This is a genomic window from Porphyromonas sp. oral taxon 279 str. F0450 (assembly GCF_000292995.1).
GTDB classification, from domain to species: domain Bacteria; phylum Bacteroidota; class Bacteroidia; order Bacteroidales; family Porphyromonadaceae; genus Porphyromonas; species Porphyromonas pasteri.
This window is the reverse complement of record NZ_ALKJ01000019.1, coordinates 150,956-177,550: the sequence shown is the minus strand read 5'-3', so window position 1 is coordinate 177,550 and position 26,595 is coordinate 150,956. Positions and strand designations below refer to the sequence as shown.

Here is a 26,595-nt window from a genome sequence, read left to right as displayed (position 1 = left end):
ATGTTCGAAAACCTGAGTGAGCGCCTCGAGCGGTCATTTAAGATCCTCAAGGGCGAAGGTAAGATCACCGAACTCAATGTAGCTGAGACGCTCAAGGATGTGCGCCGAGCACTCCTCGAAGCGGACGTCAACTATAACGTAGCTAAGAAATTCACCGAAGACGTCAAGGAGAAGGCCTTAGGTCAGGATGTCCTCACCGCTGTCCGCCCAGGCGAGCTGATGGTGAAGATCGTCCACGATGAGCTGGCTAACCTCATGGGAGGCAAGGCTGCAGAGCTGAACCTCACGGGCATGCCCGCCATCATCCTCATGTCGGGTCTTCAGGGCTCGGGGAAGACAACCTTCTCTGGGAAGCTGGCTAACCTCCTCAAGACCAAGCAAGGCAAGAAGCCCATGCTCGTAGCTGGTGACGTCTATCGTCCCGCTGCTATCGAGCAGCTTCGCGTGCTGGCAGGTCAGCTCGATGTCCCCGTATTCTTTGACCTCGACAGCAAGGATCCCGTGAGCATCGCTCGCCGTGGTGTCGCTGAAGCTATGGGTCAGGGCTGCGATGTCGTGATCATCGACACCGCTGGTCGTCTGGCTGTCGATGAAGAGATGATGCGTGAGATCGAAGAGATCAAGCGTGCTATCCGCCCCTCGGAGACGCTCTTCGTCGTCGACTCGATGACAGGGCAGGACGCTGTGAATACGGCCAAGACCTTCAACGAACGCCTTGACTTCGACGGCGTCGTCCTCACTAAGCTTGACGGGGATACCCGCGGTGGTGCTGCCCTCTCCATCCGTACCGTCGTCGATAAGCCGATCAAGTTCGTCGGGATGGGCGAGAAGATGGATGCACTGGATGTCTTCCACCCCGATCGTATGGCCGACCGTATCCTCGGCATGGGTGATATCGTCTCACTTGTCGAGCGTGCCCAGCAGCTCTACGATGAACGCGAAGCCAAGCGCCTTGAGGAACGTATCGCTAAGGATCAGTTTGACTTCAATGACTTCCTCGCCCAGATCCAGCAGATCAAGAAGATGGGTAACATCAAGGATCTTGCAGCGATGATCCCTGGTGTCGGGAAGGCACTGAAGGATATCGATATCAAGGACGATGCCTTCAAGAGCATCGAAGCTATGATCTACTCGATGACGCCCGAGGAGCGAGCTAAGCCTCATATCCTCGATGGTCATCGCCGTAAGCGCATCGCTCTTGGGAGTGGGACGAGCGTACAAGATGTCAATAAGCTCCTCACGCAGTTCACCCAGACCCGCAAGATGATGAAGACGCTTCAGGGCTTCAAGGGTGGAAAGATGCCCAAGATGCCGAAGATACCATTCATGGGTGGCGGTAAGCTCCGCTAATCCCTCCCCATACTCTGCCTCATAAAGAAGAGGCCTATATGAGATCATCCCTTGGATAATCATCATCCTCGCTTCACTACGACAGCGTCCATGATCCTTATCCAAGGGATGAACTCTGTTTCCCCTACCACTCTACTTATTATACGTACGATATGAAGCTAACAAAGCTGCCACTGGTCGCTGCTCTATCGCTCCTCGTGCTCTCGAGCAATGCATGGGCACAGAGCACCAAGCGACTCATCGATGAAGTCAATCCCTTCATCGGGACCTCTAACTTCGGTACGACTAACCCTGGAGCCGTCGTACCCAATGGCTTGATGAGTATCACGCCATTCAATGTATCGGGCTCCCCTAAGCTGAATAAGTTCGATAAGGACAAGCGCTGGTGGAGTACACCCTACACCGCTGACAACAAGTTCTTCTCGGGCTTCAGCCATGTCAATCTGAGCGGTGTCGGCTGCCCTGAGCTGGGGAGTATCATCGTATCGGCTTCTACTGGCGATCTCGATGTAGACTATACGCACTACGGCTCAGCCATGAGCCAAGAGAAGGCACACCCTGGCTACTACAGCGTACAGCTCGATAAGCATAAGATCAAGGCTGAGGTGACGGCTACTCAGCGTACAGCCGTCTCTGCCTTCACCTTTGAGCGCGGTGGTAAGAGCAACATCCTCGTAAATCTCGGTCTGGGTCTGACGAATGAGAGTGGTGCGACCGTGCGCTTCCTCAATGACTCGACCATCGTAGGGAGCAAGCTCATGGGGACCTTCTGCTATGCTCCCCAAGCTGTCTTTAATCAGTACTTCGCTATCCGCATCAGCCGCCGTGCTCCAGCCTCGGGCTACTGGAAGAAGCAGCCTCCTATGGAAGGCGTAGAAGCTGAATGGGACAAGGATCAAGGCAAGTACAAGATCTATCCTACCTACCGGAAGGAGATCAGTGGGAATGATATCGGGGTATGGTTCTCCTACGACACCAAGCCTGGTGAGACGATTTATGTCCAGACGGGTGTATCCTTCGTCAGCGAAGAGAATGCCCTGCTGAACCTCACTACTGAGCAGCCTAAGCTGGACTTCGCTGCCGTTCGTCGCGCTGCAGAGGATAGCTGGGAGAAGGCACTGCGTGTCGTCGAGGTCGAAGGTGGTACGACTGACCAGCGTAAGATCTTCTACACAGCACTCTACCATCTCTTGATCCACCCCAACATCCTACAGGATGTCAACGGTCAGTATCCTATGATGGGATCACTCCAGACGGCTACGACGAAGCACGACAGATATACCGTCTATTCGCTGTGGGATACCTACCGCAATGTCCATCCGCTCCTCTCGATCCTCTATCCACGCAAGCAGCTGGCTATGGTAGAGACGATGCTGGATATGTATAAGGAAGGGGGCTGGCTCCCCAAGTGGGAACTCTACGGGCAGGAGACCTTCACCATGGAAGGAGATCCCTCAATCATCGTCATCAATGACACGTGGCAGCGTGGTATCCGTGACTTTGACACGAAGCTTGCTTACGAAGCCATGATCAAGGGTGCTACGACGCCTGGTAAGGACAATAAGCTCCGTCCTGACTTCGATGACTACGCTTCACGAGGCTACGTCCCCTTGAGAGAGAAGTTCGACAACTCCGTCTCTCACGCGCTGGAGTACTACATCGCAGACTGGAATCTTAGCCAGTTCGCCTCTGCTATGGGCAAGAAGAAGGATGCACAGCTCTTCGCTCGCCGAGCTTCTGGCTACAAGCACTACTATGACAAGGAGACGGGGCTACTTCGTCCTATCCTCCCCGATGGGAAGTTCCTCACGCCCTTCCACCCCACCCTCGGTCGTGACTTCGAGCCTAACCCAGGCTTCCACGAAGGGAACTCTTGGAACTATAGCTTCTACGTCCCCCACGATATCCGTGGTCTCGCGAAGCTCATGGGAGGTGAACGCAAGTTCGTCGACAAGCTCCAGAGCGTCTTCGATAAGGAGAACTACGACCCAGCTAATGAGCCCGACATCGCTTATCCCTATCTCTTCACCTACTTCCCCAAGGAAGCATGGCGTACGCAGCGTATCACGAGCAAGCTTCTTAGCAAGTATTATCGCAACGAACCCAGCGGTATCCCAGGCAATGATGATACGGGTGCGATGAGCGCATGGGCTATCTTCTCGATGCTTGGCTTCTATCCCGACTGCCCTGGATCGATAAGCTACGGGCTTACTACGCCTACTTTTGACAAGGTCACCATACACCTTGACACGAAGTACTACAAGAATCCTACGCTGGTCATCGAGACGCGTCCTGTAGACGAACATACCAACCGTCAGCACATCTATTTCGACGAGTTCCAGATAGGTAACAAGCTCTATAAGAACACCTACCGCATCAATCACGACGAGCTGATGAATGCTGGCAAGATCACCTTCTTCACGAAGCTTGTAGGTGGTATGCCAGAGATTACGGTGGATTAATCAGAGTGAGGGTATCAATTTTTTTGCAGGAAAGGCCGTAGAGCCTTTGTATAAGCAAAAAAATCTGTACATTTGGAACAGAATCAAGAGGGAGTTACGGCACACAATCCCACCTGGATACCTCCAGAAGCTCCCCCTCCTCGATGCAATTAACTTTGTACAACCCATACAACAGAACTTATGAACAAGACAGAATTTATCGCACGTGTGGCTGAAGTAGCTGAGCTGACTAAGGTAGATGCTCGCAAGGCCGTTGAAGCTTTCGCTTCTATTGTAGCTGCAGAACTCAAGAAGGGTGAGAAGATCACGCTCCTCGGCTTCGGTACCTTCTCTGTAAATGAAAAGCCTGCTCGTCAGGGTATCAATCCTCAGACGAAGAAGAAGATCCAGATCCCTGCTCGCAAGGCTGTGAAGTTCAAGGCTGGTGCAGCTCTCGACCTCAACGTAGCTCCTGCTAAGAAGGGTAAGAAGTAAGCAAGCACGACACGTGTTTCATTAATGGCGTGAGGCCACTCCATCGACTTGGTGGGGTGGCCTTGCTCTTTTCATTCCCCCACCCTCACAGCTATCCGATGATCCAGCTTACTACAAGCGGCGAAGAGAGCCGCCTCACACTCCACGAAGGCAGCGGAGAGCTTGGCCACATTTCCTTTCGCGTGCTTCCCAAGACTTCCATTGCTGTGGCCGAACACACGCGTGTTTCGCCCGAGCATCAAGGCAAAGGCATCGCCGCAAAATTAGCTGCAAGCTTCTTCGAGCACTGCCAAAGCGAAGGCCTTCTTGTTCGTCCCGTCTGCTCCTATATAGTGGCTTATATGGAGCGTCACCCTGAGCTTGAGGTACTTCGTGCTCCAGAGGAAGCGTAGCCTCCAAGTGTCTGCGATAAGAAGTATCCCTACTTCTCAGCAGAAGTTATATTACTTCTAACTGAATGTTATATTACTTCTGACCGAATGTTATATTACTTTCAGCCGAATGTTATATTACTTTTCATCAGAAGTAATATAACATCTGAACAAAGGGTATATACCCTACGATCGAAAGGTATATACCTTCTTACAGCAAGCTATTGAGCTTCGTCCGTGCGCTACAGAAGGTCGCCTTCAACAGTAGCCGATGCGTCGCCCTAAAAACAGTCCCGGCCCTACGGTAGCATTTACCGCAGGGCCGGGACTTATTCCGTCGAAGAGACGGGAGAATGCTTACTTCGTGCGAAGGAGGAAGCTCAGCTCGATATCATCGTTGATGAAGTTGTCGCCGAGACCCGTGAAGAAGCTCTTCGAGCCGTACTTGACATTCCAGTCAGCACGATTGATGTTGAAGGGCTTGCTCGCGATGACGTAGGTGCCGTGCTCCTGATCATAGACGACGGAGGCGACGGGGATGGTAATGTTCTTAGTGACATCCTTCAGCGTGAGATTCCCCTTGAGCTCCGTGAGTTCCGTGATGCGGACACCTTCGGCGGGGATATTCGTCAGCTCAAACTTTACTTCGGGGTACTTAGCAGCATCGAAGAAGTCTTCGCTCAGAAGGTGAGCCTTGAGCTTATCACCGCCTTCCTCGGGCTTGAGATCCTCTACAGTGAGGCTGTCAAGGCGAAGAGCGACGTAGCCACCACGAAGGATACCTTCGCGAAGATCAAGCTGCCCCGAGCTAACAGGAAGCTTGCCGTAGTGCGAACCCGTTGGCTTGAAGCCCTTCCACTGAACTTCAGAGGCGGCGAAATCAATCTGTACACGCTGTGTGCTATCAATAGCAGAGGCAGCCACAGAGTCAGAAGCCACTACACTGCTCTGCCCATTCGAGCCCGAGCAGGAGGCAATAAAGGAGCCCGCAGCGAGAAGTCCCGCCAGAGCCCAAGTCATTTTCTTCATATATAATCGGATCAATAATTAGGGATTATTATCAAGTAAACTAAGAAGTAATAAAAATTGTTCATGCTACCTATTTGGAAAGCTCTGCGAAGTCCAAGCAGCTCCCAAGCGAAGAGCCTTCACATAAAAGAGCTTCGCGCCCCACATCCCCCGAAGGAGATCTAGAGCGCGAAGGCCTATAGCAGTGTGTAGTATGTCGGTGATCCCTTAGCCAAGGAAGCTCAGGAGGATACCAGCTGCGACAGCTGACCCGATAACCCCGGCAACGTTAGGCCCCATGGCGTGCATGAGGAGGTAGTTCGTGGGGTCGTATTCCAGACCAAGCGTCTGAGAGATACGTGCAGAGTCAGGCACAGCAGAGACACCAGCATTCCCGATGAGAGGATTGATCTTGTTCTCCTTCTTGAGGAAGAGGTTGAAGAACTTGACGAAGAGGACACCGCTCACCGTAGCTACGACGAAGGAGAATGCCCCGAGTCCAAAGATCAATACCGAGCTACCCGTGAGGAATTCTGTGGCCTGGGTCGAAGCACCTACCGTGACACCGAGGAGGATCGTGATCGTATCGATCAGCGGTCCCTTAGCTGTGTCAGCAAGACGCTTCGTGACTCCACTCTCGCGAAGGAGATTACCAAAGAAGAGCATCCCTAAGAGGGGCAGTGCGGGCGGTACGAGCATCGTCGTCAAGAGAAGCCCAGCGATAGGGAAGATGATCTTCTCCGTCTGAGAGACCTGACGAGGACGCTTCATGCGCATTACACGCTCCTTCTTCGTCGTCAGAAGACGCATGAAGGGAGGCTGGATCACGGGTACCAGAGCCATGTAGGAGTAAGCCGACACAGCGATAGCACCGAGGAGATGAGGAGCTAAGCGGTTCGAGAGGAAGATAGCCGTCGGGCCATCTGCTCCACCGATGATACCAATAGCCCCTGCTTCAGTTGGCGTAAAGCCCAGCTGCAGAGCCGTCATGTAAGCTGCAAAGATACCGAACTGTGCAGCCGCTCCGACGAGCATGAGCTTGGGGTTAGAGATAAGAGCCGTGAAGTCTGTCATCGCACCGATACCAAGGAAGATCAAGGGCGGATACCACCCCTGTAGCACCCCTTGGTGAAGGATGTTCAGTACAGAGCCTTTCTCGTAGATACCGACCTGCAGCCCGTTGAGCATAGGTATGTTCCCGATGAGCATACCGAAGCCAATAGGGATGAGCAGCATTGGCTCAAACTCATATCTGATAGCTAAGAAGATGAAGAGCAGACCGACCAGGATCATGATCAGGTGCCCAGGAGTGGCATTAGCTACCCCCGTGAAGGAGTAGAAGGTCTCCAGATTCTCAGCTAAGAAGCCCCAGAAGGAGGACATAAGACTATCCGATGATTACGATATCAGAGCCTTCGAGGATGTTATCCCCCTTAGAGACCTTGATGGCAGTGATGACACCATCGCACTCAGCGTTGATGTTGTTCTCCATCTTCATAGCCTCGAGGATAGCCACCGTCTGACCAGCCTTTACCTGATCGCCTACAGCGACCTTGATGTCGAGGATGACACCGGGCAGAGGAGACTGGACAGCCGTACCTTTACCTGCGGGAGCTGCGGGTTCGGCAGCAGGAGCAGCGGGTGCGATAGGCTGAGGAGCGGGTGCAGGAGCGGCGGGTGCTGCGGCAGGAGCAGGTGCGGGAGCCGCAGCAGGCTTAGCTGCTGGACGTGGAGCAGGTGCGGTGTAGCCTTCGGTAAGGATATCTACCTGGTAGGAGACACCATTTACTTCTACGGCAGCCTTGTCGCCTTCGAGATCGATGATAGCGACACTGTACTCGTTGCCATTGATCTTATACTTGTACTCTTTCATTGTGGATAGGGAGTTGAATGTGATTGCTTATTATAGTTGCGTGAGGATAGGAAGCTGGCGCATCGTCAGAGCCTTGGAGGCCCAGGGAGATGGAGCCGTACGCTTGTAGGTGAGCACCAGAGACTCTTGGTCGTGGAGGTGCTTACCCAGCTCTTCGTGCAGCGCATAGGAGATGGCGACGAAGACTTCCTTGAGATTGGGTTCCTGCGACATATTTCTTGTGAGGATAGCTTGTTTATCGTTTGAGGGCCGGAGTCTGTTGGACATGCGCGTTCCACATCGTGGGACGGTGGCGTATCGTCAGGACGTAGCTTTCGTGATCGTGCTGCGTCTCGAGCTCAGAGCGAAGAGCCATCGCGATAACGGCGGCGACTTCATCAGGCTTCCCCGCGGCACTCTGGAGAGCCAGTGAGATGGCTACCAGAGCTTCAGCGGAGGGCTTACCTGTAGAGCTCGCTGCGGGCGCCTTCTGAGTAGCGGGCTTCTCTACTTTCGGAGCATTTCTCCTCTGGAAGAATATCCCGATCCATCGGAAGATAAGCACCAGCATCAGCAGCGCGAGGAAGACGACGAGCACAGCCGTGAAGGTCATGATACCTCCAGCAGGGTCGCGCTCGGCAAGTCTTTGGACTTTCTCGGAGAGCTGAGGATGGTCTTGAGCCCATGCCACCATCGGTACTGCCGCAAGCGACAGCCCGAGGGTTAGCTGGTATAGTTTGCGAGCGAGATTCATAGCGTGTAGCTTGATGGACTATGAATGGCCAAGACAAGCCTGCTTAGAGAGGCAGGTTGTCGTGCTTCTTCGCAGGATTGATCTGCTTCTTGGTGCGGAGCTGCTCAAGAGCGCGGATGATACGGAAGCGCGTGTTGCGAGGCTCGATGACGTCATCCATATAGCCGTAAGAAGCTGCATTGTATGGGTTGGCGAAGGCCTTGCGGTATTCTTCTTCCTTCTCAGCAGCAGCCTGTGCAGGATCTTCTGCAGCAGCTACCTCCTTAGCGAAGATTACTTCGACAGCACCCGTGGGACCCATAACAGCGATTTCTGCTGAAGGCCATGCGAGGTTGATGTCGGAGCGCAGGTGCTTAGAGCTCATCACGATGTAAGCACCACCATAAGCCTTACGCAGCGTGACGGTGATCTTGGGCACCGTAGCTTCACCATAAGCGTAGAGGAGCTTAGCACCATGGACGATAACCCCGTTGTATTCCTGACCCGTACCTGGGAGGAAGCCTGGGACGTCTACGAGGGTGACGAGAGGGATGTTGAAGGCGTCACAGAAGCGGACGAAGCGAGCAGCCTTACGAGAAGCGTTGCTGTCAAGGGCACCTGCCATGACCATAGGCTGGTTAGCGACGATACCGACGCTCTGACCATTGAAGCGAGCGAAGCCGATGATGATGTTCTTAGCCCAGTCACGGTGTACTTCGAGGAACTCACCGTTGTCGACGATCGTACCGATGACATCGTACATGTTGTAGCCCTTGTTAGGCTGGTCGGGGATGATCGTGTTGAGGACATCGTCGACGCGGTCTACTACGTCCGTAGGCTCTACGCAAGGAGCATCCTCCATGTTGTTCTGGGGGATGAAGGAGAGGAGGTGACGGATCAGGCGGATACCTTCCTCTTCATTATCTACAGCGAAGTGAGCGACACCACTCTTGGAGGCATGTACGCTGGCACCACCGAGCTGCTCCTGGGTAACGTCTTCACCAGTGACAGTCTTAACGACCTTGGGACCAGTGAGGAACATGTAGCTCGTACCCTTGCTCATGATGTTGAAGTCAGTAAGAGCAGGCGAATAAACGGCACCACCGGCGCAAGGACCGAAGATAGCAGAGATCTGGGGGATCACACCCGAAGCCAGGATGTTGTTCTGGAAGATGTCACCATAGCCACTGAGAGCGTTGATACCTTCCTGAATACGGGCACCACCCGAGTCGTTAAGGCCGATGACAGGAGCACCCATCTTCATAGCGAGCTCCATGACCTTACAGATCTTCGAAGCCAGCATTTCGGAGAGTGCACCACCAAAGACGGTGAAGTCCTGTGCGAAGACATAGACCAGACGACCGTCGATCGTACCGGAACCAGTGACGACACCGTCACCGAGGAACTTCGTCTTGTCGATACCGAAGTTCGTCGAGCGGTGTAGGACGAAGGTGTCGATTTCGTCGAAGCTACCTTCGTCGAGAAGGAGGGCAATACGCTCGCGAGCGGTGAACTTACCCTTCTGGTGCTGGCTGTCGATACGCTTCTGACCGCCACCGATGTGGGCCTTAGCGCGGAGCTCAATAAGCTCCTTGATTTTCTCTAATTGGACACTCATATTGATTGCTGTTAGTAGATACTGTCGTTATTATAGGAGAGAGATTAATTAGAATGGGATAATAGAGGAGATCACGTAAGCGGACTTCCGCTCTGGACTCTTCTATTATCCCATTCTTCGGTCAATTACTTGACGTCTCTGTGGTCACACAGCTCGGTGAGGACACCGATCGTGCTCTTGGGGTGGAGGAAGCCGATGTTCAGACCTTCAGCCCCCTTACGAGACTGCTTGTCGATCAGCTGGACGCCCTTATCAGCGAGCTCCTGCAGCGCTTCGTCAGCGTTAGGCACAGCGAAAGCGATGTGGTGGATACCTTCCCCACGCTTCTCGATGAACTTTGCGATGGTGCTTTCGGGAGAGGTAGCTTCGAGCAGTTCGATCTTCGTCTGACCGACCTTGAAGAAGGCCGTCTTAACCTTCTGGTCTGCTACTTCTTCGATGTTGTAGCACTTCAGACCGAGGATGCCTTCATAATAAGGCAGAGATGCTTCGATACTCTTTACGGCGATGCCAAGATGCTCGATGTGTGAGAGGTTCATAGCTTTTCTATCTTGCTTTGAGTTGATATGATTAGGGCAGGAGGACGGTCCTCTACCCCGTAACTTCTGTACTGCAAATGTAACAATAATCGCCTTCATACCCTAACTCTACGGCAACCTCTTAAATATTCGCAGATTAGCCCTATTAAATAAGGCAGATCATCCCCCTACAAGGCCCTCCTTTAGTTCCATACCTGCTCACCCAATTTCCATCCAAACCACCGAGCACCAAGCTACTCTTGCGACGCACTATCAATCAACTGATTAGTCACCCCATCAACGAAGTAGTACTGGTCGATATTACCCCCTCAAGACCATTGCACAAGTCCATCTCTTCACAGCTTATACTTTCCTCCTTCGAACTTCTCAGCCTAAAGCCTCCGATTTCCGAGGGAAGAAGGTACGAGTAATGAAGAGGTGGGCTTGCGCAATGGTCTCAATAGGGATATGGATGCGTGGGGTAGAGCTATATAGGATGGCGAAGAATGCTATATAGCTTTGGGCTGATTCCTATATAGCTTTCGGTGCGAAGCTATATAGCTTTGTGAAGTGACCTCCATTAGGTTATTGCTCTGCGTAGGGATAAAAGTTGCGGACGAGTGGCAGATAAGTTTAGACTACGTACGTGGCTCTAATATCTACGTACGTGGATATTTGGACTGATGTACCTGGTCTTTAAGACTACGTGCAGAGATAGAGAAAAACCACTACGTGAAGGCACTTTTTCTTCGCAAGAACAGCTCTTTTTCCTCCGCTGGATAAGAGGAATACGCGCGATAATGCGAAGGGCTTGCGTACCACTTCGGAGAAGCATATCGGGGAGCTGGGCGTGCGATGCCTTAGCTGAATAAATAGAGGGCAGGACTCTATGCAATAGCCTCCCTTCGCGAAAATCTGGTACATAGGCCTCTTGGCTGGGGAGCTAAAAGCGCCCAGCAGTGAGTCGTAAGAGTATCCGATTAGGGAGGCACATTACGACCCACTGCTGGGAACATTGGGAGGGAGGGAGGCGAGGATAACTATATTGTACATCCCCCACCCTATATATATTACGGTATAGCTCTATCCGAAGATGAAGGATTACTTCATACCGAGCGTCAATAAGAGGAAGGCGTACTCAAAGGCGGTATCTCGGATACCATCATAGCGTCCCGTAGCTCCCCCATGCCCCGAATCCATATTCATCTTCAATAGGAGGAGATGGTCATCCATCTTGAGACGGCGGAGCTTCGCTACGTACTTCGTGGGCTCATGGAAGAGTACCTGCGAGTCATTGAGTCCTCCAGTAACCAAGAGATGCGGATAGCTCTGTGCCGAGATGTTGTCATAGGGCGAATAGCTGAGCATGTAGTCGAAGTACTCAGGGTCATTAGGATTCCCCCACTCTTCGTACTCTCCGGTAGTGAGCGGGAGGGACTCATCAAGCATCGTCGTCGCGACATCAACGAATGGAACAGCTGCGATCATCGCATGGAAGAGATCGGGACGACTATTCGCCACTGCACCTATCAGCAGACCGCCGGCACTCCCCCCTTCGGCCATCAAGCGCTCAGGAGAGGTATAGCCCTCAGAGATGAGGGTCTCTGCACAAGCGATGAAGTCGGTGAAGGTGTTCTTCTTCTTGAGGAACTTCCCGTCTTCATACCACTGCTCCCCGAGGTCACTTCCCCCACGGACCTGAGCCTGTGCGTAGACGAATCCTCGGTCAACAAGGCTCAAGACCGAGACGCTGAAGTGTGCATCGAGTGTCACTCCATAGCTCCCATAGCCATAGAGCAAGGCGGGGGCCGAGCCATCACGCTGCAGTTCCTTGCGATAGAGTAGCGTCATCGGCACACGCACACCATCGGGCGCTGTAGCCCAAAGACGCTCTACGGTATAGTCTTCGGGGCTAAAGCCACCGCCGACCTCCTGCTGCTTGAGGAGGCGACTCTCCCGCTGCTCCATATCATATTCATAGAGCGAAGCGGGGCGATTTGGGGATGAGTAGCTATAGCGTATCGTCGTAGCTTCATAGGTAGAATTTCCCTTGAGGCTGATGGTATAGACTGGTTCGGGGAAGTGAATCGATCCGCACGGCTCCCCTTCGATAGAGAGGATACGAATCTGAGTGAGACCATCTTGACGCTCCTCCAGTGCTACATAGGAGGCGTAGACACCGATACTATCGAGGCGTACCTCCGTGCGGTGAGGGACGAAGAGCTTCCAAGCGCTACGGTCCTGTACCTTATCCTTATCGATGACGTAGACCATACCATTGAGAGAAGCCTTATCCTTGTAGTAGATGAAGAACTTCTCACGGTGACTGAGTATGGAGTAGCGCACATCTTGCTCACGGGGAAGGAAGAGCTTCGGCTCACGATCCGATCCGTCCGAGGAGAGATAGTATTCCTCAGTCGTCGCACTGCTCCCTGCCGTCAGGAAGATATACTCGCGGGTCTTCGTCTCACTCACACTGCAGGAGAAGCGGACGTCCTGCTCTTCGTAGATGAGCGTAGGCTCGGCATCCGTAAGGCGCTGGGCAAAAGCCTTCGTCGAGCGAAGGGTCTCATCAATCAAGGTATAGTAGATCGTCTCGCTATCCTCCGCCCAAGCCAGCGACGAGACGCCCGAAAGCGTAAAGGCAAGGTCTTCGCCGCGCTCGAGGTCACGTATATGAAGGTCGAACTCTGCATACGAACCCGTCGTATTGGCGAAGTAAGCTGCAAGCTTGTTATTGGGACTCACCGCATAGCCCGCGAAGATGTATGCATCATATCCTCCGGCAAGGGCATTAACATCGAAGAGTAGTTCCCCACCCTCGATCGCCGTAGGACACTGCCCATAGCGCTCTACAAAGTCAGCCTCAGAGACACGGTAATACGAAGGGTATTGCTTCCCCTTCTCAGTGCGGGCATAGTAATAGTAGCCACGGCGCAGCGTAGGATAACTCTGGTCATCCTCCTTGATTCGCCCTACGATCTCCTTAAATATCTGCTCCTCTGTCTCATGCATCGAGGCCATGACCTCAGCGGTATAGGCATTCTCTGCACGGAGGTACTCAAGCACACGAGGATCTTCTTTATCCCGCATGTAGTAGAAGGGGTCAATACGTTCGCGCCCCAAATGAGTCAAGCATTCGTCTTGGACTTCAGCACGTGGAGGGGTAAGTGTAGGCAAGGATGATTGAGTAAAATCCATCTGTTGGATAGCAATAAGTGATAGGAAATTGGGTAAATAAAAGAGCTAAGCCTGCAGGCTATCCCGCAGGACAAGTAGAGCTTCGGGACCCATCTCAAAGAGAAGATCCAAGATACTTAGGTCTTCTATAAAGCCCATGCGCTCCAGATGAAGCTGATAATATGGGCGTAGCTGAACTCCAGGCAATGGAGCAGCCTGCTTCGGACTCAGCGTATAGCGAAGATCGCAACACTCGGACGTAGCCTCAGGCGACTGAGGGGGCAGGAAGTCCATAGTCGTACTCCAGTCAAGGTCAAGCTGTAGCTGAGCGAGGAGCATCTGCAGTAGCTCCGCGTTGAAGTCCCACAGATAAGTATAGCGCCGCTCATAGAAGGGCATCAGCTCATCTGCATAGAACTCGAAGAACGGACTTGCCCCATAAGCCGTGCGCAGTGCCTGCGCATGCAGGTGCCGCCACTCCCCATGATCCGAGATACGCACCTCGCGTATCGGAGTCTTCGTCCCGGCGGGAAGCTCGACTGGTATCGTGAGGGACTGCACGCCATTCGGCCCCAGGATACGGCAACGATTACGATAGCTCTGCTTGATGTAGTGCTCGCACCCCTCGAGTGCAATAGTACCAGCTGCGTGCTCATAGAGCTTCACAAAATAGCTAACAGGTGGCGCGTAGGCCGTAGCGAGGAGTAGCGTGGGTAGGCTCTCCATCATAGGGCAAAGAGGATAACGCCCTCGATAGCATCCGCAGGGAGGATACCCAGATGGCGGGAGTCAGGCGCAACGCTCGTATCGTCGGTGAGTACCCAGTAGTAATCCCGACGGAAGGTGTGATAAGGGTTGGAGGCGAGTGCAGTGAGCCAATCCTTAGGAGCCAGTCCGTGTAGAGCGATCTCGCCACGCGCAGCAGCAAAGAGTCGCTGCTCCTCGACGAGGGCGGCACGATAGGCAACAAGATTGGTGGAGGTCAGGGGGTAGACGCCACCCTCACGGGGTAAGCGTAGTGCATACTGCTCCCGAGCATCTCGTGGATGACGGTAGTCAGACACCGCAACACCATTCACAAAGAGCTGACCAGAGCGCACCTCAAGGCTATCTCCTGGCAGGGCGACTACACGGGCCACCATCAGACTCTGAGCTGAGGTAGAGGTGTCCGCTCTCTCCGTATGAAAGAGGATGAGTGAGCCTCGATCGGGGCTCTGCGTGCGACGAGCCAATGCCCATGCTCCAAGGCGTAAGGCGGGCGCCTGGGCGGTCGTCATCACACGAAAGGGGGTAAAGAAGAATATACGGAGCACTACCACCAGGGCAATAAGCCCCAGCGGTAGTGCTCCGTAGCGTACGAAGGATGAGCTGACGATCTGATCCTTACTTATCATGAATCAGACGCATCATCCGCGACCAGCGGATACCACCATTCGTCAGCGGACGCTCGCTATTGATCGAGAGCCAGAGGAAGGCTGGCTTACCTACGATATGGTCTTCGGGAACGAAGCCCCAGTAGCGGCTGTCGGCCGACATATCGCGGTTGTCTCCGAGCATAAAGTAGTAGTCCTGCTGGAAGGTATAGGTCGTACTGGGCTTCCCGTCAATGAGTACCGTCCCGTCGGGCTGCACCTCGAGGCGATGCCCTTCGTAGTTGCGGATACAGCGATGGTAGAGCGCTACAGCTGTGGGGTTAAGGACGATCTTCAGCCCACGACGAGGAATGAGGAGCGGGCCATAGTTATCCTTCGTCCAAGGCGTCTTGAAGTCCACAGGATATACACCCGTCGAGTTCTGAGGCTGGGCTACGTCAACAGCGATAGCGCGGACATAAGGCTCAGCCTTGAGACGAGTCTTCATCTCCTCCGTTAGGGGGAGGTAGTAGATAGCACCATAATGCCCCTCCGCATCGGTGGGCTGGAAGGAAAGCCCCGCATAGCGCAGGTAGCCTTCAATAGTCCCCGTTTCGGAAGTGGGCTGATAGGTACGCTGGTCGTAGATCAGCTGCACATCGCGGTCGTTGATCTCAAGATCATCGAAGATCTCCTGAGGCAGCGCTCTCCCATCCGTCTGGAGGAAGTAGTTGTACTGCATCTTCTCGGGGTTGGTAATAGCCTTACCATCAATATAGACCTGCTTATTACGAATCTCGAAGCGCTCCCCTGGGAGACCGATACAGCGCTTGACATAGTGGTCACGACGATCCACGGGGCGGTAGACGATCTCACCGAACTGAGCTCGATCACTCCACACGGCATCGCGACCATAAGTAGCACACAGCGTGTAGTAATCAGGGTTAGGCATATTGAGCGCCACCGTATCCCCTGCGGGGAAGTTAAAGACGACGAGGTCATTACGCTCAACCTTCCCGAAGCCCTTGAGGCGACGATAAGGGAGCGAAGGCTCATCGAGATAGGACTTATGCCCGAGAATGGTATTGTGCGCTAAGGGGAAGGCCACGGGCGTCATCGGCACACGAGGGCCATAGCTCAGCTTATTGACGAAGAGATAATCACCGATGAGGAGCGTCTTCTCCAGTGAAGAGGAGGGGATGGCAAAGTTCTGGAAGAAGTAGGTGAAGATGATCGACACGGTGAAGACCACGAAGATGATATCCTCGACCAGACCGCCAAGGAGGCGCACAGTGGGATTGGGGTGCTCACGCAGATAACGCCAATTGATCCATCGCGTAAAGTAGAAGTCGATGAGGAGAGGCAGGAGAATCAGCCACCACCAGCTTGCCCAGCAGGCAAAGGCGATGAGAAAAAGGATCAGAATCCCGCCCTTGATATGGCGCCATATGCGCTGTCCTGGAGTCAGGCCAGCTATCGGATGCGATTTCATTCGGTGCTCTTATATATAATTATGGTGTATAAGTATCAGGTAAGAGTGGGTGCTTAGCGAAGCTGAAGGAGGTCATCCATCGTCAGCCAACCGCGATGCGTGTAGGCGTATTCAGCTGCCAACACCGCTCCAAGAGCAAAGCCCTGACGCCCAAATGCCTCATGAGTCAGGACGATGCGATCAACCTCTGAGGTATAGGTCACCGTATGTATCCCTGGGACTTCGCCCTCACGATGTGCGATGATAGGTAGGATACCTGGCTCGGGCTTATCCGTCAGCTCCCATCCATGGAGCTCGGGACGTCCTGCGAGGATGGTCTCAGCCAGCGTGATCGCCGTGCCACTGGGGGCATCAAGCTTATGGATATGGTGCGTCTCATCGAGACTTAGGCGATAGCCAGGAGCAGCCTGCATGAGCTCAGCTACACGGCGATTGATCTGAAGGAAGAGCTGGACGCCGATGCTGTAGTTGGAGGACCAAAAGAGCGTCCCCTCACCCGCCTCACAGCGCTCACGCAGCTCGGGCAGCTTATCCGCCCACCCCGTCGTACCAGAGACTACGGGTACTCCGCGGTCGATAGCTCGGCGACAGTTGTCATAAGCCATCGCAGGAGCTGTGAACTCGATAGCGACATCAGCCGCAGCGAAGCGGGGATCATCGAAGAGGTGCTCCTCGTCGCGGTCAATAGTCAGCACGATCTCATGCCCTCGTGCACGGGCTATTTCTTCTATGACGTGACCCATCTTGCCGTAGCCGATGAGTACGATCTTCAGTGCTTGCATTTGTTAGTCTCCTTTATTAAAAGCGCGCTGTAGCGACTCTCACTACCACGCAATGCTTCACACAAAGGTAAAGAAAAGGGGCATTAGGTCAGATGCTACTGCTTTCTCCAGGGCTGACGCATCAAAATCGGCTTCAGCAGTATTCTCTTCACACAAATACTCACATCCGATGGAAACCACCCCTTACTTCTCATCCGTCTATGACCCTCGCGTCGTCGGACGTTGCAAGCACAGACTCAGCGACATCCTTATGGTCGCACTCATCACCTACCTTTGTGGAGGAGAGGATTATAGCGATATGTATCAGCTATGCCGCTTCCGTGGCAAAGAGTTCAAACCGCTACCTGAGCTACCCAATGGTTGCCCGAGCGAAGATATACCTTTGAGCGCGTTATGCAAGCCGTGCATCCCGATGAGATCGCCGCTTATCTCGAGGTCTATACCTCGCAGATCATCAAGGATTTATCGGGTATGCACATTGCTATAGACGGCAAAAATATGCGCGGGACGAATCCTCGGGGACACGGCGAGAGTAGCTATATCCTCTCGGCTTGGGTCAACGAACACTCTTTAAGCATTGCTCAAGAGGCTGTGGGGGAGAAGACGAACGAGATTACGTGCGTGCCGAAACTCCTTGATAAGCTTGCTCTTGAAGGAGCCATCGTCACGATGGATGCTATGGGTACGCAGGTAGAAATAGCCGAACAGGTGGTCAAGAAGAAGGCTGATTTTGTCCTCGCGCTCAAGGGAAATCAACGCCATCTCTTCGAGGACACGACCGATGCTTTCTCCACGCGACAGCCACACAAGCGATACCCTGAGCAGGAGAATAAGGGAACATTGGGGAATTGAGAACCACCTGCATTGGCAGTTGGATGTGACCTTTCGGGAAGATGCATGCCGTGCCCGAAAGAACTTTTCGGCGCGCAATCTAAATCTCATCCGCAAGTTCTCTTTAGCTATTCTCTGCCAACAGTATGACAATCTCTCGCTCAAGGCGAGACGCTGGAAATGCAGCCTGCGCATCGACTACCTCAAACAAGGACTCGGATTTTGATGCGGGAGCCCTAATTCTCCAGCAGTATATATTTTTGATTCCTGCTTGAGGGAGCCACCTTTCAAGTCAAGCACGATACATCAGCTATCTCTATCGAACAAAGCCCAGACATATAGCTGACCATACCAAGCCGCCAAAGAAGTACTCCAAACGAGCAGTAAAGAGGGGAAATATGAACCAGTACTGGTCAACGAGTGAAGCAGTACTGGTCCAATTTGCGACCAGTACTGGTAACATATAGTGACCAGTACTACTTCAACTGCTGACCAGTACTGGTCACCACCACATACCTATATACAGAGATAGTGAAGCCTATTCAGCTCCACTACCAAGGATACTCTATGAAAAGATGAGGAGAATCAGAGAAGGAAGTCCCCAAGCCAGGCTTTATATTCGGCTGAGGATGCTCCCGTAGCATCTTGAAGCGTGAGATCAAGACTGTAGGTCGGTGTGTATTCCGCAGTATCGGTGAGGCGACACCAAAGCGTAAGCGTACGCTTGACCTCTCCAGGCTTCGAATAGATCGTAACCAACTCACTAAGTCGCCAGCCCGACTCGACGGCTATTCGGCGAAGAGAAGGAAGCGAGCCAGCAGGCGAGATGAAGGCTAAGGCACCACGAGGAGCTAAGAGTCGCGCTGCCGTGCGAAGGAGATTCTCAGGCGATAGGCCTTCGGCTACGTGCCGCGCTAAGCGCAGACGCGCATCATCGGGCAGAATACCCTCGGTATAATAGGGAGGATTGGAGATAATTAGATCAAAGGGATGCCAGTCCTCCAGCTTGGCATGCAGGTAGTCTTGTGAATGAATACGAAGACGATCAGCGAAGGGAGAGGAGGCGAAGTTCGTCGCAGCGTCCTTGAGAGCACCGTCTTCCACTTCCCACGCTGCGACCACTGCGTCCGAGAAGCGCTGTGCCATCATCAGCGAGACAATGCCTGTCCCAGCTCCAACATCGAGGATATGCGCCTTCTCGGGCAATGTGTGGACGAAGGGCCATGCTCCTAAGAGCAGGGCATCTGTCCCCACACGCTGCACCGTATTCTCCTGATGGAGGTCGAATTGCTTTAGATAAAAGGGCTTATCCATAGATGAGCGAAGGGCTTATTCCTTCGCGTCCAATCCTGAGATCAGGAGCTCTGGATGACGAATACGCCATGCCTGCGGATAGAGATTGTTTGTTCGGTTACCCAAGTGCTTCGCGAAGCCTAAGGGGTAGCCTTCGTAGGTGACGAGGACAAGGCTACGAGGCGTATCAGCTGAAAGCGTGATGGCCTCACGAGCCAAGTAACGGATGGCCTCTTCTTGCGTCAGTTCGGCTCGGGGGAAGGCTTCATCGTCCAGCCCCACGCTTAGAGCGAGAGCTGGAAGCGGTAAGAAGTCACGTCCCTTAACTTCAGCCAAAGGAATACCCGAAGTAAGAATGGGAATCTTTGCTCCTTGGAGGGCTTCGACGATGGGATACAATGCCGAGGGAATAGCCGTGAGTGTACCGTCAGGCAAGGACTGTAGCGTGACATCTTGACGAAGATCTGCACAAAGCCAGCGGAGCACCTCCTGAGGGAGTTTCGGATTGGGCTTGATTTTTGAGCGAGCAGACTTGGTACGAGCGCTACCTAACTCGACATCTGGCTTACGGACAACGGCCATAAATAGACCTTCGCCACGCAAGCGATGCGGCATCATGCGGTAGCAGGGGTAAGAGCTGAGGGGCGATGGAGTGATTGGCTCGGGAAGCTCTGGCAAGGCCACGGGCTCGGCACCTAATTCCTCGACAAGATAGGCGAGCATATCCTCGTCCTCCTGACGATTGAAGGTGCAAGTACTATAGACCATTAGCCCACCAGGTGCAAGTGCTGGCCAGATATCGTCAAGGATCTCCCGCTGCTGACGAGCACAACTTTCGACTAAGCCTGGGGTCCATTGGCGGCGGGCTTCCTCTTCTTTGCGGAACATACCTTCGCCCGAGCAAGGTGCATCGACTAAGATGAAGTCAAATTGCTCTCTGAGACGCCCCAGACGTTGCGGTTCGGTCGAGGTCACTACAGAGTGTACCCCACCCCACTTCTGAATGTTCTCCGAGAGAATCTGTGCACGCGAGCGAATGAGTTCATTGCTCACCAGCGTACTACCTTCGGGGAGAAGGTCCACGAGGAGCGTACTCTTCCCGCCTGGAGCAGCGCAGAGGTCAAGCGCACGCAAGGGTTCTTCGCCCAAGAGTGGAGCTACAAGGCGTAGAAGCATCGATGAAGCCTCCTGTACATAGTAGACACCTGCGTGCCAAAGTGGGTCAGCGGCGAAGGCAGGACGCCCATCCAGGTAGAAGCCCACAGGCTTAGCCCAAGGGACAGCTTCTCCAATAGGTAGGGAAGCAGGAGGCGTCTCCGTCTTACGACGATTGAGGCGCACCGAGACAGATGCTTCTTCGTCTAAGGAAGTAAGCAGAGCTTCGGCCTCGGTGGGAAGTAACTCCCGAAGCTGATCGGAGAATAAAGCGGGGATAGGTGTCTGAAGTGCCATCGCAAAGGAGCTTACTGACCGATGAGGAATATCGTGGGGACCTTGTGGATCTGGGGGATGTTGCCACGCCAAGCAGAGAGCTTCCGCGTACGAAGTATCGCACCTTCGGAGCTAATACCCGATGCGATGCAGAGCTTAAGATCTGGAGAGCAGTGGCGAATGAGTTGCTCGACGAGCTGCACATTGCGGTAGGGCGTCTCGATAAAGATCTGTGTCTCGCCCTTGGTACGCACACGATGCTCCAGCTCCTTGAGTGTCTGCACGCGGCGAGCATCTTCGATAGGCAGGTAACCTACAAAGGCAAAGCCCTGACCATTGAAGCCAGAGCCCATCAGAGCCATCAGGATCGAGCTGGGACCTACAAGCGGGATGACCTCGATACCGAGACGCTGTGCCAGCGCTACGACATCAGCTCCTGGGTCAGCTACAGCAGGACAGCCCGCCTCCGAGATGACGCCCACGGACTCACCAGCTTGTGCGGGGCGGAGATATTCCCCGATAGCACCTTCGGGCGTGTGCTTATTCAGCTCGTAGAAGGTGATACTATCTATGTCAATATTCCGATCAGCGGCCTTGAGGAAGCGTCGTGCCGAGCGGATATTCTCTACGATGTAGTGGCGGATCGTAGGCAGTAGCTCCCGATTATATTCGGGTAGGCAAGTGCGATGATCTACTTCGGCGATAGGGACTGGGATGAGATAGAGCTTGCCAAGATTGGAGTGAGCCATGGAAGTCTTAGGAATGGGAAGATGAAGAGCGAAGACGATGCGCCAAGAGTAGCGTCTGCTCTAAGTAAGGGTATTCGGAGCGCAGGTAGCTAGTGAAGTCACCCGTCTCGATCTCTGGAGCCAGATGGTCGATGGGCCACCATCTGCCACGCGTCGGAAGACAGTCGATGAGCAGCTGACCAGGCTCTGCGATGTCCACTGCGAAAAGATAGACGCTGAGCGCCTGACCATTGATCTCTTCGTGATAATGCAGCAGAAAGCGGGGACGTGCACGACGGATACCGCAGAAGCGCAGGTCGATGAGGCGCTGAGCTACTTGGTCGGGGCGGCTTCCCTCAGTGAGCCACGAGATGAATGGCGTGTCGTAGCCAGAGGCAGCGGGGAGTGATGGCGCCTCAGACTGCTCCAGATAGATCATATCTCGCGATAAGGCGATGAGGCGAACTACTGGCAGGCGGCCACCTTCATACTCGGGAGTCGTCTTAGACACCCGACCGATGGGGCGCTGGTCATCGCTGAGCACGGGGATCCATTCTTCATTCTCGAGGCGACGTTGCACCCAGACGAGGTGAATGCACTCGATCGTGTAGACCGCCCACGTGAAGAGGACGATGAAGGTAGAGGCAATATGCAGGAGATCACGATGCTCTACGGGGCAAAGCTGAGCACAAAGCCCCTGGAAGAGCAGTCCCGCCAGAGACGAAAGGACTAAGATGCGCTCGAAGCGTAGTCGCTCGACACGCAGGATTCGCACACGGATGCAGAGCTCTTGACCCTTCATTCGGTGCTCTTTTGCCCAGCGATAGGCCGCGACGACAATACTACTGATGAGATAGCTGATGAGAAGGAGCGCCTGAGCACCTAAGGGATGCTCCATGATGTCCTCGGGAGAGAGCAGGAAAAGCCCACCCCACAGGAGGAGCACAAAGAGCGAACGGCCAACAACAGAGCGATTGATCCGCAGCGCCCCCATACACCACAGGAGGAGCATAGAGAGTGTGAGCAAGGCGGCTACTGCTATCCACGCCACAGCCGGCGGGAAGAGCAGGACCAGTGTCAAGCCCAAAGGAAAAGTAAATAGCTCCGTCGGCAGTGGAGGCGTATTGGCGATGAGGCGCCGTGTCTTATGATAAATCGTGCGAATAATCTTCATCATGCACACTTAGAACACCCTACGCCCTGCAGTAGTTCATCGACTCCCGCTCCCCGATGGAGCTGCTTCCTCCCGCCACCAAAGGCATTCGCCCCGCCTTCATCGCGTGAAGGCGGGGCGAAGCGTCTTGGCTTAGCCGTCGCAGATTAGATACCTACGTGCCCGTTACCCTCAGAAGGCGTGCCGCCCTCGGGCGTGTTCTTCTTGGGCTTTGACTTCGCAGCCTTGGTCTTGGGCTCTGTCTGCTCATAGCTGACATCGGTAAGTGTGAAGTACTTGCGCGAAGGCTTCAAGAGTACCACAGGCTTCTCGATGTGGATGTTCGCATTGAACTTCTGCCCTTTCTCTACAGCCTTGCTCTTGAATGAAGGCATCAGCGAACCAAGATCCCCGAAGTCCACGGTATCACCATTGGCTACGATATCCTTAGCTATCTCAGTAGCGTAGTTGAGGACAGCTTCGACCTCTTGGCGATTGAAGGTGGTGGACTTGGCGACGCGCTCGCAGAAGCTACGGAAGTCAATACGATGACGCCCGGTAGGTATAGCGACTTGCATTACCTTACCAGCATGTTTGCCGACTGAGATCTTGCGATCAACGACGATAAATTGTAATGGTTTATTTGCCATAACATGAATTAGATTTTCCCCCGAACACATTACCTCAAGGAAGGAGGAGGGGCTTAACGGTGAGGTATTGATTAGATTACAAACAAAGGTAGTAATCTTTTGGACAAAAGGTATATACCTAACGATCGAAAGGTATATTCCTAATGACAGCGAGGAATATTCCTCACGAGCAAAAGGTATATTCCTAACGACAGCGAGGAATATTCCTCACGAGCAAAAGGTATATTCCTAACGACAGCGAGGAATATTCCTCACGAACAAAAGGTATATTCCTTCCCTCCGAAGCAGAAGTTCCTTTCGCCCCAAAACCAAGCCTTCTCAGCAGCCACGAACTTGCACTGCGTGAACTTTCCCAAGAAGCATTAGGTTTGTAAGTCAGATAATTCTTTTAATAACAACCTAACTAACAACTCTAACAAAATGCAAAAGGCATTCATCTCCTTCTTGGAGTGCGCGAGCAACCTCGGGGGCCTCGGACGCAAACTGATCCGTGTGGCCATCCTCATCATCTTCGTATGGATCGGTGGCCTGAAGTTCGCTAACTACGAAGCCAATGGGATCATCCCCTTCGTGGCAAATAGCCCGCTGATGAGCTTCTTCCTCAAGGACGCCAATAACAAGGTGACCAACGACGAAGGCAAGACCGTAAAGGAATACACCCTCAATAAGGTGCCTGAGGGTAAGTATGATCAGGCTAAGCACGATTGGCATGTAGAGAACCGTACCTACCTCTTCTCTCACGGCCTCGGTATCCTGATCATGACGATCGGTATCCTCGTCTTCCTCGGGCTCTTCTCTCCCTATCTCGGCATCATCGGTGAGGTCCTCTGCATCATCATGACCCTTGGGACGCTGAGCTTCCTCATCACCACACCCGAAACATGGGTACACGCTTCGCCCGAAGCCTTAGCTGCTGGCGAATGGGCCAATGGCTTCCCCTTCCTTTCTGGTGCTGGTCGCCTCGTCATCAAGGATACTGCGATCCTCGCTGGTGCTGTGGTCCTGCTCTCTGAATCTGCAAGCAAGATCCTCGCACGACTGAAGAAGTAAGCGATCCTCCTTCGATAAAGGCTAAAAAGAGAGCCCCATCCACTTCGGTGGATGGGGCTCTCTGCCGTTTAGTAGTGTAGCCTCGGGGGCTACCTTATTAGAGTTGCTTAGGCTTCTTCACCGAGGAGGATCTCGAGGACCTTAGCAGCGGAGTAAGCTACTGGGGTACCAGGACCGAAGATAGCGGCAACACCTGCGTTGTAGAGGAACTCATAGTCCTGAGCAGGGATGACACCACCAGCCGTGACGAGGATGTCGGGACGGCCAAGCTTCTTCAGCTCTTCGATGACCTGAGGGATCAGCGTCTTGTGACCTGCAGCCAGTGAAGAGACACCCATCACGTGGACGTCGTTTTCGACAGCCTGACGAGCGGACTCTTCTGGAGTCTGGAAGAGAGGTCCCATGTCTACGTCGAAGCCACAGTCTGCATAGCCCGTAGCGACAACCTTTGCACCGCGGTCGTGACCGTCCTGACCCATCTTAGCGATCATGATACGGGGCTGACGACCTTCCTTTTCAGCGAACTTCTTAGCAAGAGCCTTAGCCTTGATGAAGTCCTGATCTTCGCCGGATTCTGAAGAATACACGCCTGAGATAGTACGAATGATAGCCTTATAGCGACCTACGATCTTTTCGCAGGCGTCAGAGATTTCACCGAGAGAAGCACGGAGAGCAGCGGCCTTGACAGCGAGGTCAAGGAGGTTACCTTCCTTCGTCTCTACGCAGCGGGTGATAGCTTCGAGAGCAGCCTTGACAGCAGCTTCGTCACGACCCTTACGCAGATCATTCAGACGAGCGATCTGCTGCTCACGTACAGCAGTGTTGTCGATCTCGAGGATATCAATAGGATCTTCCTTCTCGAGGCGATACTTGTTGATACCGACGATGACCTGCTGGCGAGAGTCGATACGAGCCTGCGTACGAGCCGCAGCTTCTTCGATACGCATCTTTGGCAGACCCGTTTCGATAGCCTTAGCCATACCACCCATGCTTTCGACTTCCTTGATATGCTCCCATGCCTTGTGCATGAGTTCGTTCGTAAGGCTTTCGACGTAGTACGAACCTGCCCATGGGTCGATCTCCTTACAGATAAGGGTCTCTTCCTGGATATAGATCTGCGTATTACGAGCGATACGAGCGGAGAAGTCCGTAGGCAGTGCGATAGCTTCGTCAAGAGCGTTGGTGTGGAGCGACTGCGTGTGACCGAGTGCTGCACCCATAGCTTCGATACAGGTACGACCTACGTTGTTGAAGGGATCCTGCTCGGTTAGCGACCAACCAGACGTCTGGCTGTGCGTACGAAGCGCAAGGCTCTTGGGGTTCTCAGGGTTGAACTGCTGGACGATCTTAGCCCACAGACAGCGTGCAGCACGCATCTTGGCGATCTCCATGAAGTGGTTCATACCGATAGCCCAGAAGAAGGACAGACGAGGAGCGAACTTATCTACGGGGATACCAGCAGCGATACCAGCCTTGAGGTATTCGAGACCGTCAGCAAGCGTGTAAGCCATCTCGATGTCTGCCGTAGCACCAGCTTCCTGCATGTGGTAGCCGGAGATAGAGATCGAGTTGAACTTAGGCATGTTCTGCGACGTGTACTCGAAGATGTCAGCGATGATACGCATCGAGAATTCGGGTGGGTAGATGTAGGTGTTACGCACCATGAACTCCTTGAGGATATCATTCTGAATCGTACCAGCCATCTCATCAAGCTTAGCACCCTGCTCGAGACCTGCGTTGATGTAGAATGCCATGACAGGAAGTACGGCACCGTTCATCGTCATCGAGACGGACATCTTGTTGAGGGGGATACCATCGAAGAGCACCTTCATATCCTCCAGCGAACAGATCGATACCCCAGCCTTACCGACGTCACCGACTACACGAGGGTGGTCAGCGTCGTACCCACGGTGGGTAGCAAGGTCGAAGGCTACGGAAAGCCCCTTCTGACCAGAGGCGAGGTTACGGCGATAGAAGGCGTTAGACTCTTCAGCCGTAGAGAAGCCTGCATACTGACGGATCGTCCAAGGACGCATAGCGTACATACCGCTATAAGGACCGCGCAGGTAAGGAGGAATACCGGAAGCATAGTCGAGGTGTTCCATCCCTTCGAGGTCGTGCGCCGTGTAGACGGGCTTGACGAGGATCTGCTCGGCGGTACGCCATACGGAGCTGTTATCCTGCTTCGAAGCCCATTCGACGGGGCAAGTCTGGGCAAAGCCTGCAGACTTAATATCTATGTTCTTGAATTGTGGTTTCATTTCTTC

General features: G+C 53.5%; 23 protein-coding genes and 1 pseudogene. 6 read left to right on the top strand and 18 right to left on the bottom strand.

Translation table 11 applies throughout. From position 1 onward, the window contains the following. The 4 genes from ffh to HMPREF1323_RS04660 all read left to right on the top strand — a co-directional run bounded on the left by ffh (position 1) and on the right by HMPREF1323_RS04660 (position 4,678). Positions 1-1,350: a signal recognition particle protein gene (ffh, locus tag HMPREF1323_RS04675; RefSeq protein WP_009433214.1), complete on the top strand. Its 1,350-nt coding sequence runs from the start codon at positions 1-3 to the stop codon at positions 1,348-1,350. A gap of 152 nt (positions 1,351-1,502) precedes the next feature. Continuing rightward, on the top strand, positions 1,503-3,812 hold the full coding sequence (locus tag HMPREF1323_RS04670; RefSeq protein ID WP_009433135.1) for a GH92 family glycosyl hydrolase: 2,310 nt from the start codon (positions 1,503-1,505) through the stop codon (positions 3,810-3,812). 180 nt (positions 3,813-3,992) lie between these two features. Then, the gene (locus HMPREF1323_RS04665; RefSeq protein ID WP_009433000.1) at positions 3,993-4,286 is read left to right on the top strand and encodes an HU family DNA-binding protein; all 294 of its coding nucleotides are present in this window, start codon (positions 3,993-3,995) and stop codon (positions 4,284-4,286) included. Positions 4,287-4,384: 98 nt separating this feature from the next. After that, a complete protein-coding gene (locus HMPREF1323_RS04660) occupies positions 4,385-4,678 on the top strand; it encodes a GNAT family N-acetyltransferase (RefSeq protein WP_009433092.1) in 294 nt (97 codons plus the stop codon). Between the two features lie 336 nt (positions 4,679-5,014). Here HMPREF1323_RS04660 and HMPREF1323_RS04655 read toward each other — a convergent pair whose 3' ends face one another. The 12 genes from HMPREF1323_RS04655 to HMPREF1323_RS04600 form a co-directional block, all read right to left on the bottom strand. Next, positions 5,015-5,686, bottom strand: a complete 672-nt coding sequence (locus HMPREF1323_RS04655; RefSeq protein ID WP_232203986.1) for a YceI family protein — start codon at positions 5,684-5,686, stop codon at positions 5,015-5,017. 207 nt (positions 5,687-5,893) lie between these two features. After that, positions 5,894-7,048 (bottom strand): sodium ion-translocating decarboxylase subunit beta, encoded by a 1,155-nt coding sequence (locus tag HMPREF1323_RS04650; RefSeq protein ID WP_009433027.1) that lies wholly within the window; start codon positions 7,046-7,048, stop codon positions 5,894-5,896. Between the two features lie 4 nt (positions 7,049-7,052). Continuing rightward, positions 7,053-7,538, bottom strand: coding sequence for a biotin/lipoyl-containing protein (locus HMPREF1323_RS04645; protein ID WP_009433045.1), 486 nt, complete (start codon positions 7,536-7,538; stop codon positions 7,053-7,055). 30 nt (positions 7,539-7,568) lie between these two features. After that, positions 7,569-7,751 (bottom strand): hypothetical protein, encoded by a 183-nt coding sequence (locus tag HMPREF1323_RS04640; protein ID WP_009433217.1) that lies wholly within the window; start codon positions 7,749-7,751, stop codon positions 7,569-7,571. Positions 7,752-7,773: 22 nt separating this feature from the next. Then, the gene (locus tag HMPREF1323_RS04635) at positions 7,774-8,271 is read right to left on the bottom strand and encodes an OadG family protein (protein WP_156429971.1); all 498 of its coding nucleotides are present in this window, start codon (positions 8,269-8,271) and stop codon (positions 7,774-7,776) included. Positions 8,272-8,314: 43 nt separating this feature from the next. Continuing rightward, a complete protein-coding gene (locus tag HMPREF1323_RS04630; RefSeq protein WP_009433026.1) occupies positions 8,315-9,868 on the bottom strand; it encodes an acyl-CoA carboxylase subunit beta in 1,554 nt (517 codons plus the stop codon). Positions 9,869-9,993: 125 nt separating this feature from the next. After that, complete coding sequence (gene mce / locus HMPREF1323_RS04625) at positions 9,994-10,407, bottom strand: methylmalonyl-CoA epimerase (protein WP_009433153.1); 414 nt, start codon at positions 10,405-10,407, stop codon at positions 9,994-9,996. 1,080 nt (positions 10,408-11,487) lie between these two features. Further along, positions 11,488-13,587, bottom strand: coding sequence for a S9 family peptidase (locus tag HMPREF1323_RS04620; RefSeq protein ID WP_156795200.1), 2,100 nt, complete (start codon positions 13,585-13,587; stop codon positions 11,488-11,490). 45 nt (positions 13,588-13,632) lie between these two features. Beyond that, a complete protein-coding gene (locus HMPREF1323_RS04615) occupies positions 13,633-14,295 on the bottom strand; it encodes a WbqC family protein (protein ID WP_009432974.1) in 663 nt (220 codons plus the stop codon). Next, complete coding sequence (gene lepB / locus HMPREF1323_RS04610) at positions 14,292-14,960, bottom strand: signal peptidase I (RefSeq protein WP_009433064.1); 669 nt, start codon at positions 14,958-14,960, stop codon at positions 14,292-14,294. The genes HMPREF1323_RS04615 and lepB overlap by 4 nt, the downstream gene beginning before the upstream one ends. Beyond that, positions 14,950-16,410: a S26 family signal peptidase gene (locus HMPREF1323_RS04605; RefSeq protein WP_009432909.1), complete on the bottom strand. Its 1,461-nt coding sequence runs from the start codon at positions 16,408-16,410 to the stop codon at positions 14,950-14,952. The genes lepB and HMPREF1323_RS04605 overlap by 11 nt, the downstream gene beginning before the upstream one ends. Positions 16,411-16,463: 53 nt before the next feature. Then, on the bottom strand, positions 16,464-17,183 hold the full coding sequence (locus HMPREF1323_RS04600; protein WP_044114753.1) for a 4-hydroxy-tetrahydrodipicolinate reductase: 720 nt from the start codon (positions 17,181-17,183) through the stop codon (positions 16,464-16,466). Between the two features lie 178 nt (positions 17,184-17,361). Here HMPREF1323_RS04600 and HMPREF1323_RS09095 point away from each other — a divergent pair. Next, positions 17,362-18,249, top strand: a pseudogene (locus HMPREF1323_RS09095) (ISAs1 family transposase). A gap of 359 nt (positions 18,250-18,608) precedes the next feature. On the opposite strand, the gene HMPREF1323_RS04590 reads toward HMPREF1323_RS09095, so the two are convergent. The 5 genes from HMPREF1323_RS04590 to HMPREF1323_RS04570 all read right to left on the bottom strand — a co-directional run bounded on the left by HMPREF1323_RS04590 (position 18,609) and on the right by HMPREF1323_RS04570 (position 23,278). Then, on the bottom strand, positions 18,609-19,337 hold the full coding sequence (locus tag HMPREF1323_RS04590; RefSeq protein ID WP_009433050.1) for a tRNA1(Val) (adenine(37)-N6)-methyltransferase: 729 nt from the start codon (positions 19,335-19,337) through the stop codon (positions 18,609-18,611). Positions 19,338-19,352: 15 nt separating this feature from the next. Further along, on the bottom strand, positions 19,353-20,768 hold the full coding sequence (locus HMPREF1323_RS04585; protein ID WP_009433073.1) for a methyltransferase RsmF C-terminal domain-like protein: 1,416 nt from the start codon (positions 20,766-20,768) through the stop codon (positions 19,353-19,355). An 11-nt stretch (positions 20,769-20,779) separates the two neighbouring features. Further along, complete coding sequence (locus tag HMPREF1323_RS04580; protein ID WP_009433171.1) at positions 20,780-21,496, bottom strand: SAM-dependent methyltransferase; 717 nt, start codon at positions 21,494-21,496, stop codon at positions 20,780-20,782. A gap of 7 nt (positions 21,497-21,503) precedes the next feature. Next, positions 21,504-22,652, bottom strand: a complete 1,149-nt coding sequence (locus tag HMPREF1323_RS04575) for a hypothetical protein (RefSeq protein WP_009432946.1) — start codon at positions 22,650-22,652, stop codon at positions 21,504-21,506. 143 nt (positions 22,653-22,795) lie between these two features. Next, a complete protein-coding gene (locus HMPREF1323_RS04570) occupies positions 22,796-23,278 on the bottom strand; it encodes an HU family DNA-binding protein (protein ID WP_009433055.1) in 483 nt (160 codons plus the stop codon). Between the two features lie 420 nt (positions 23,279-23,698). On the opposite strand from HMPREF1323_RS04570, the gene HMPREF1323_RS04565 reads away from it, so the two are divergent. Then, positions 23,699-24,328, top strand: coding sequence for a DUF417 family protein (locus tag HMPREF1323_RS04565; RefSeq protein WP_009432915.1), 630 nt, complete (start codon positions 23,699-23,701; stop codon positions 24,326-24,328). Positions 24,329-24,435: 107 nt separating this feature from the next. On the opposite strand, the gene scpA is transcribed toward HMPREF1323_RS04565, so the two are convergent. After that, on the bottom strand, positions 24,436-26,589 hold the full coding sequence (gene scpA / locus HMPREF1323_RS04560) for a methylmalonyl-CoA mutase (RefSeq protein ID WP_009433015.1): 2,154 nt from the start codon (positions 26,587-26,589) through the stop codon (positions 24,436-24,438). Positions 26,590-26,595 lie beyond the last annotated feature (6 nt).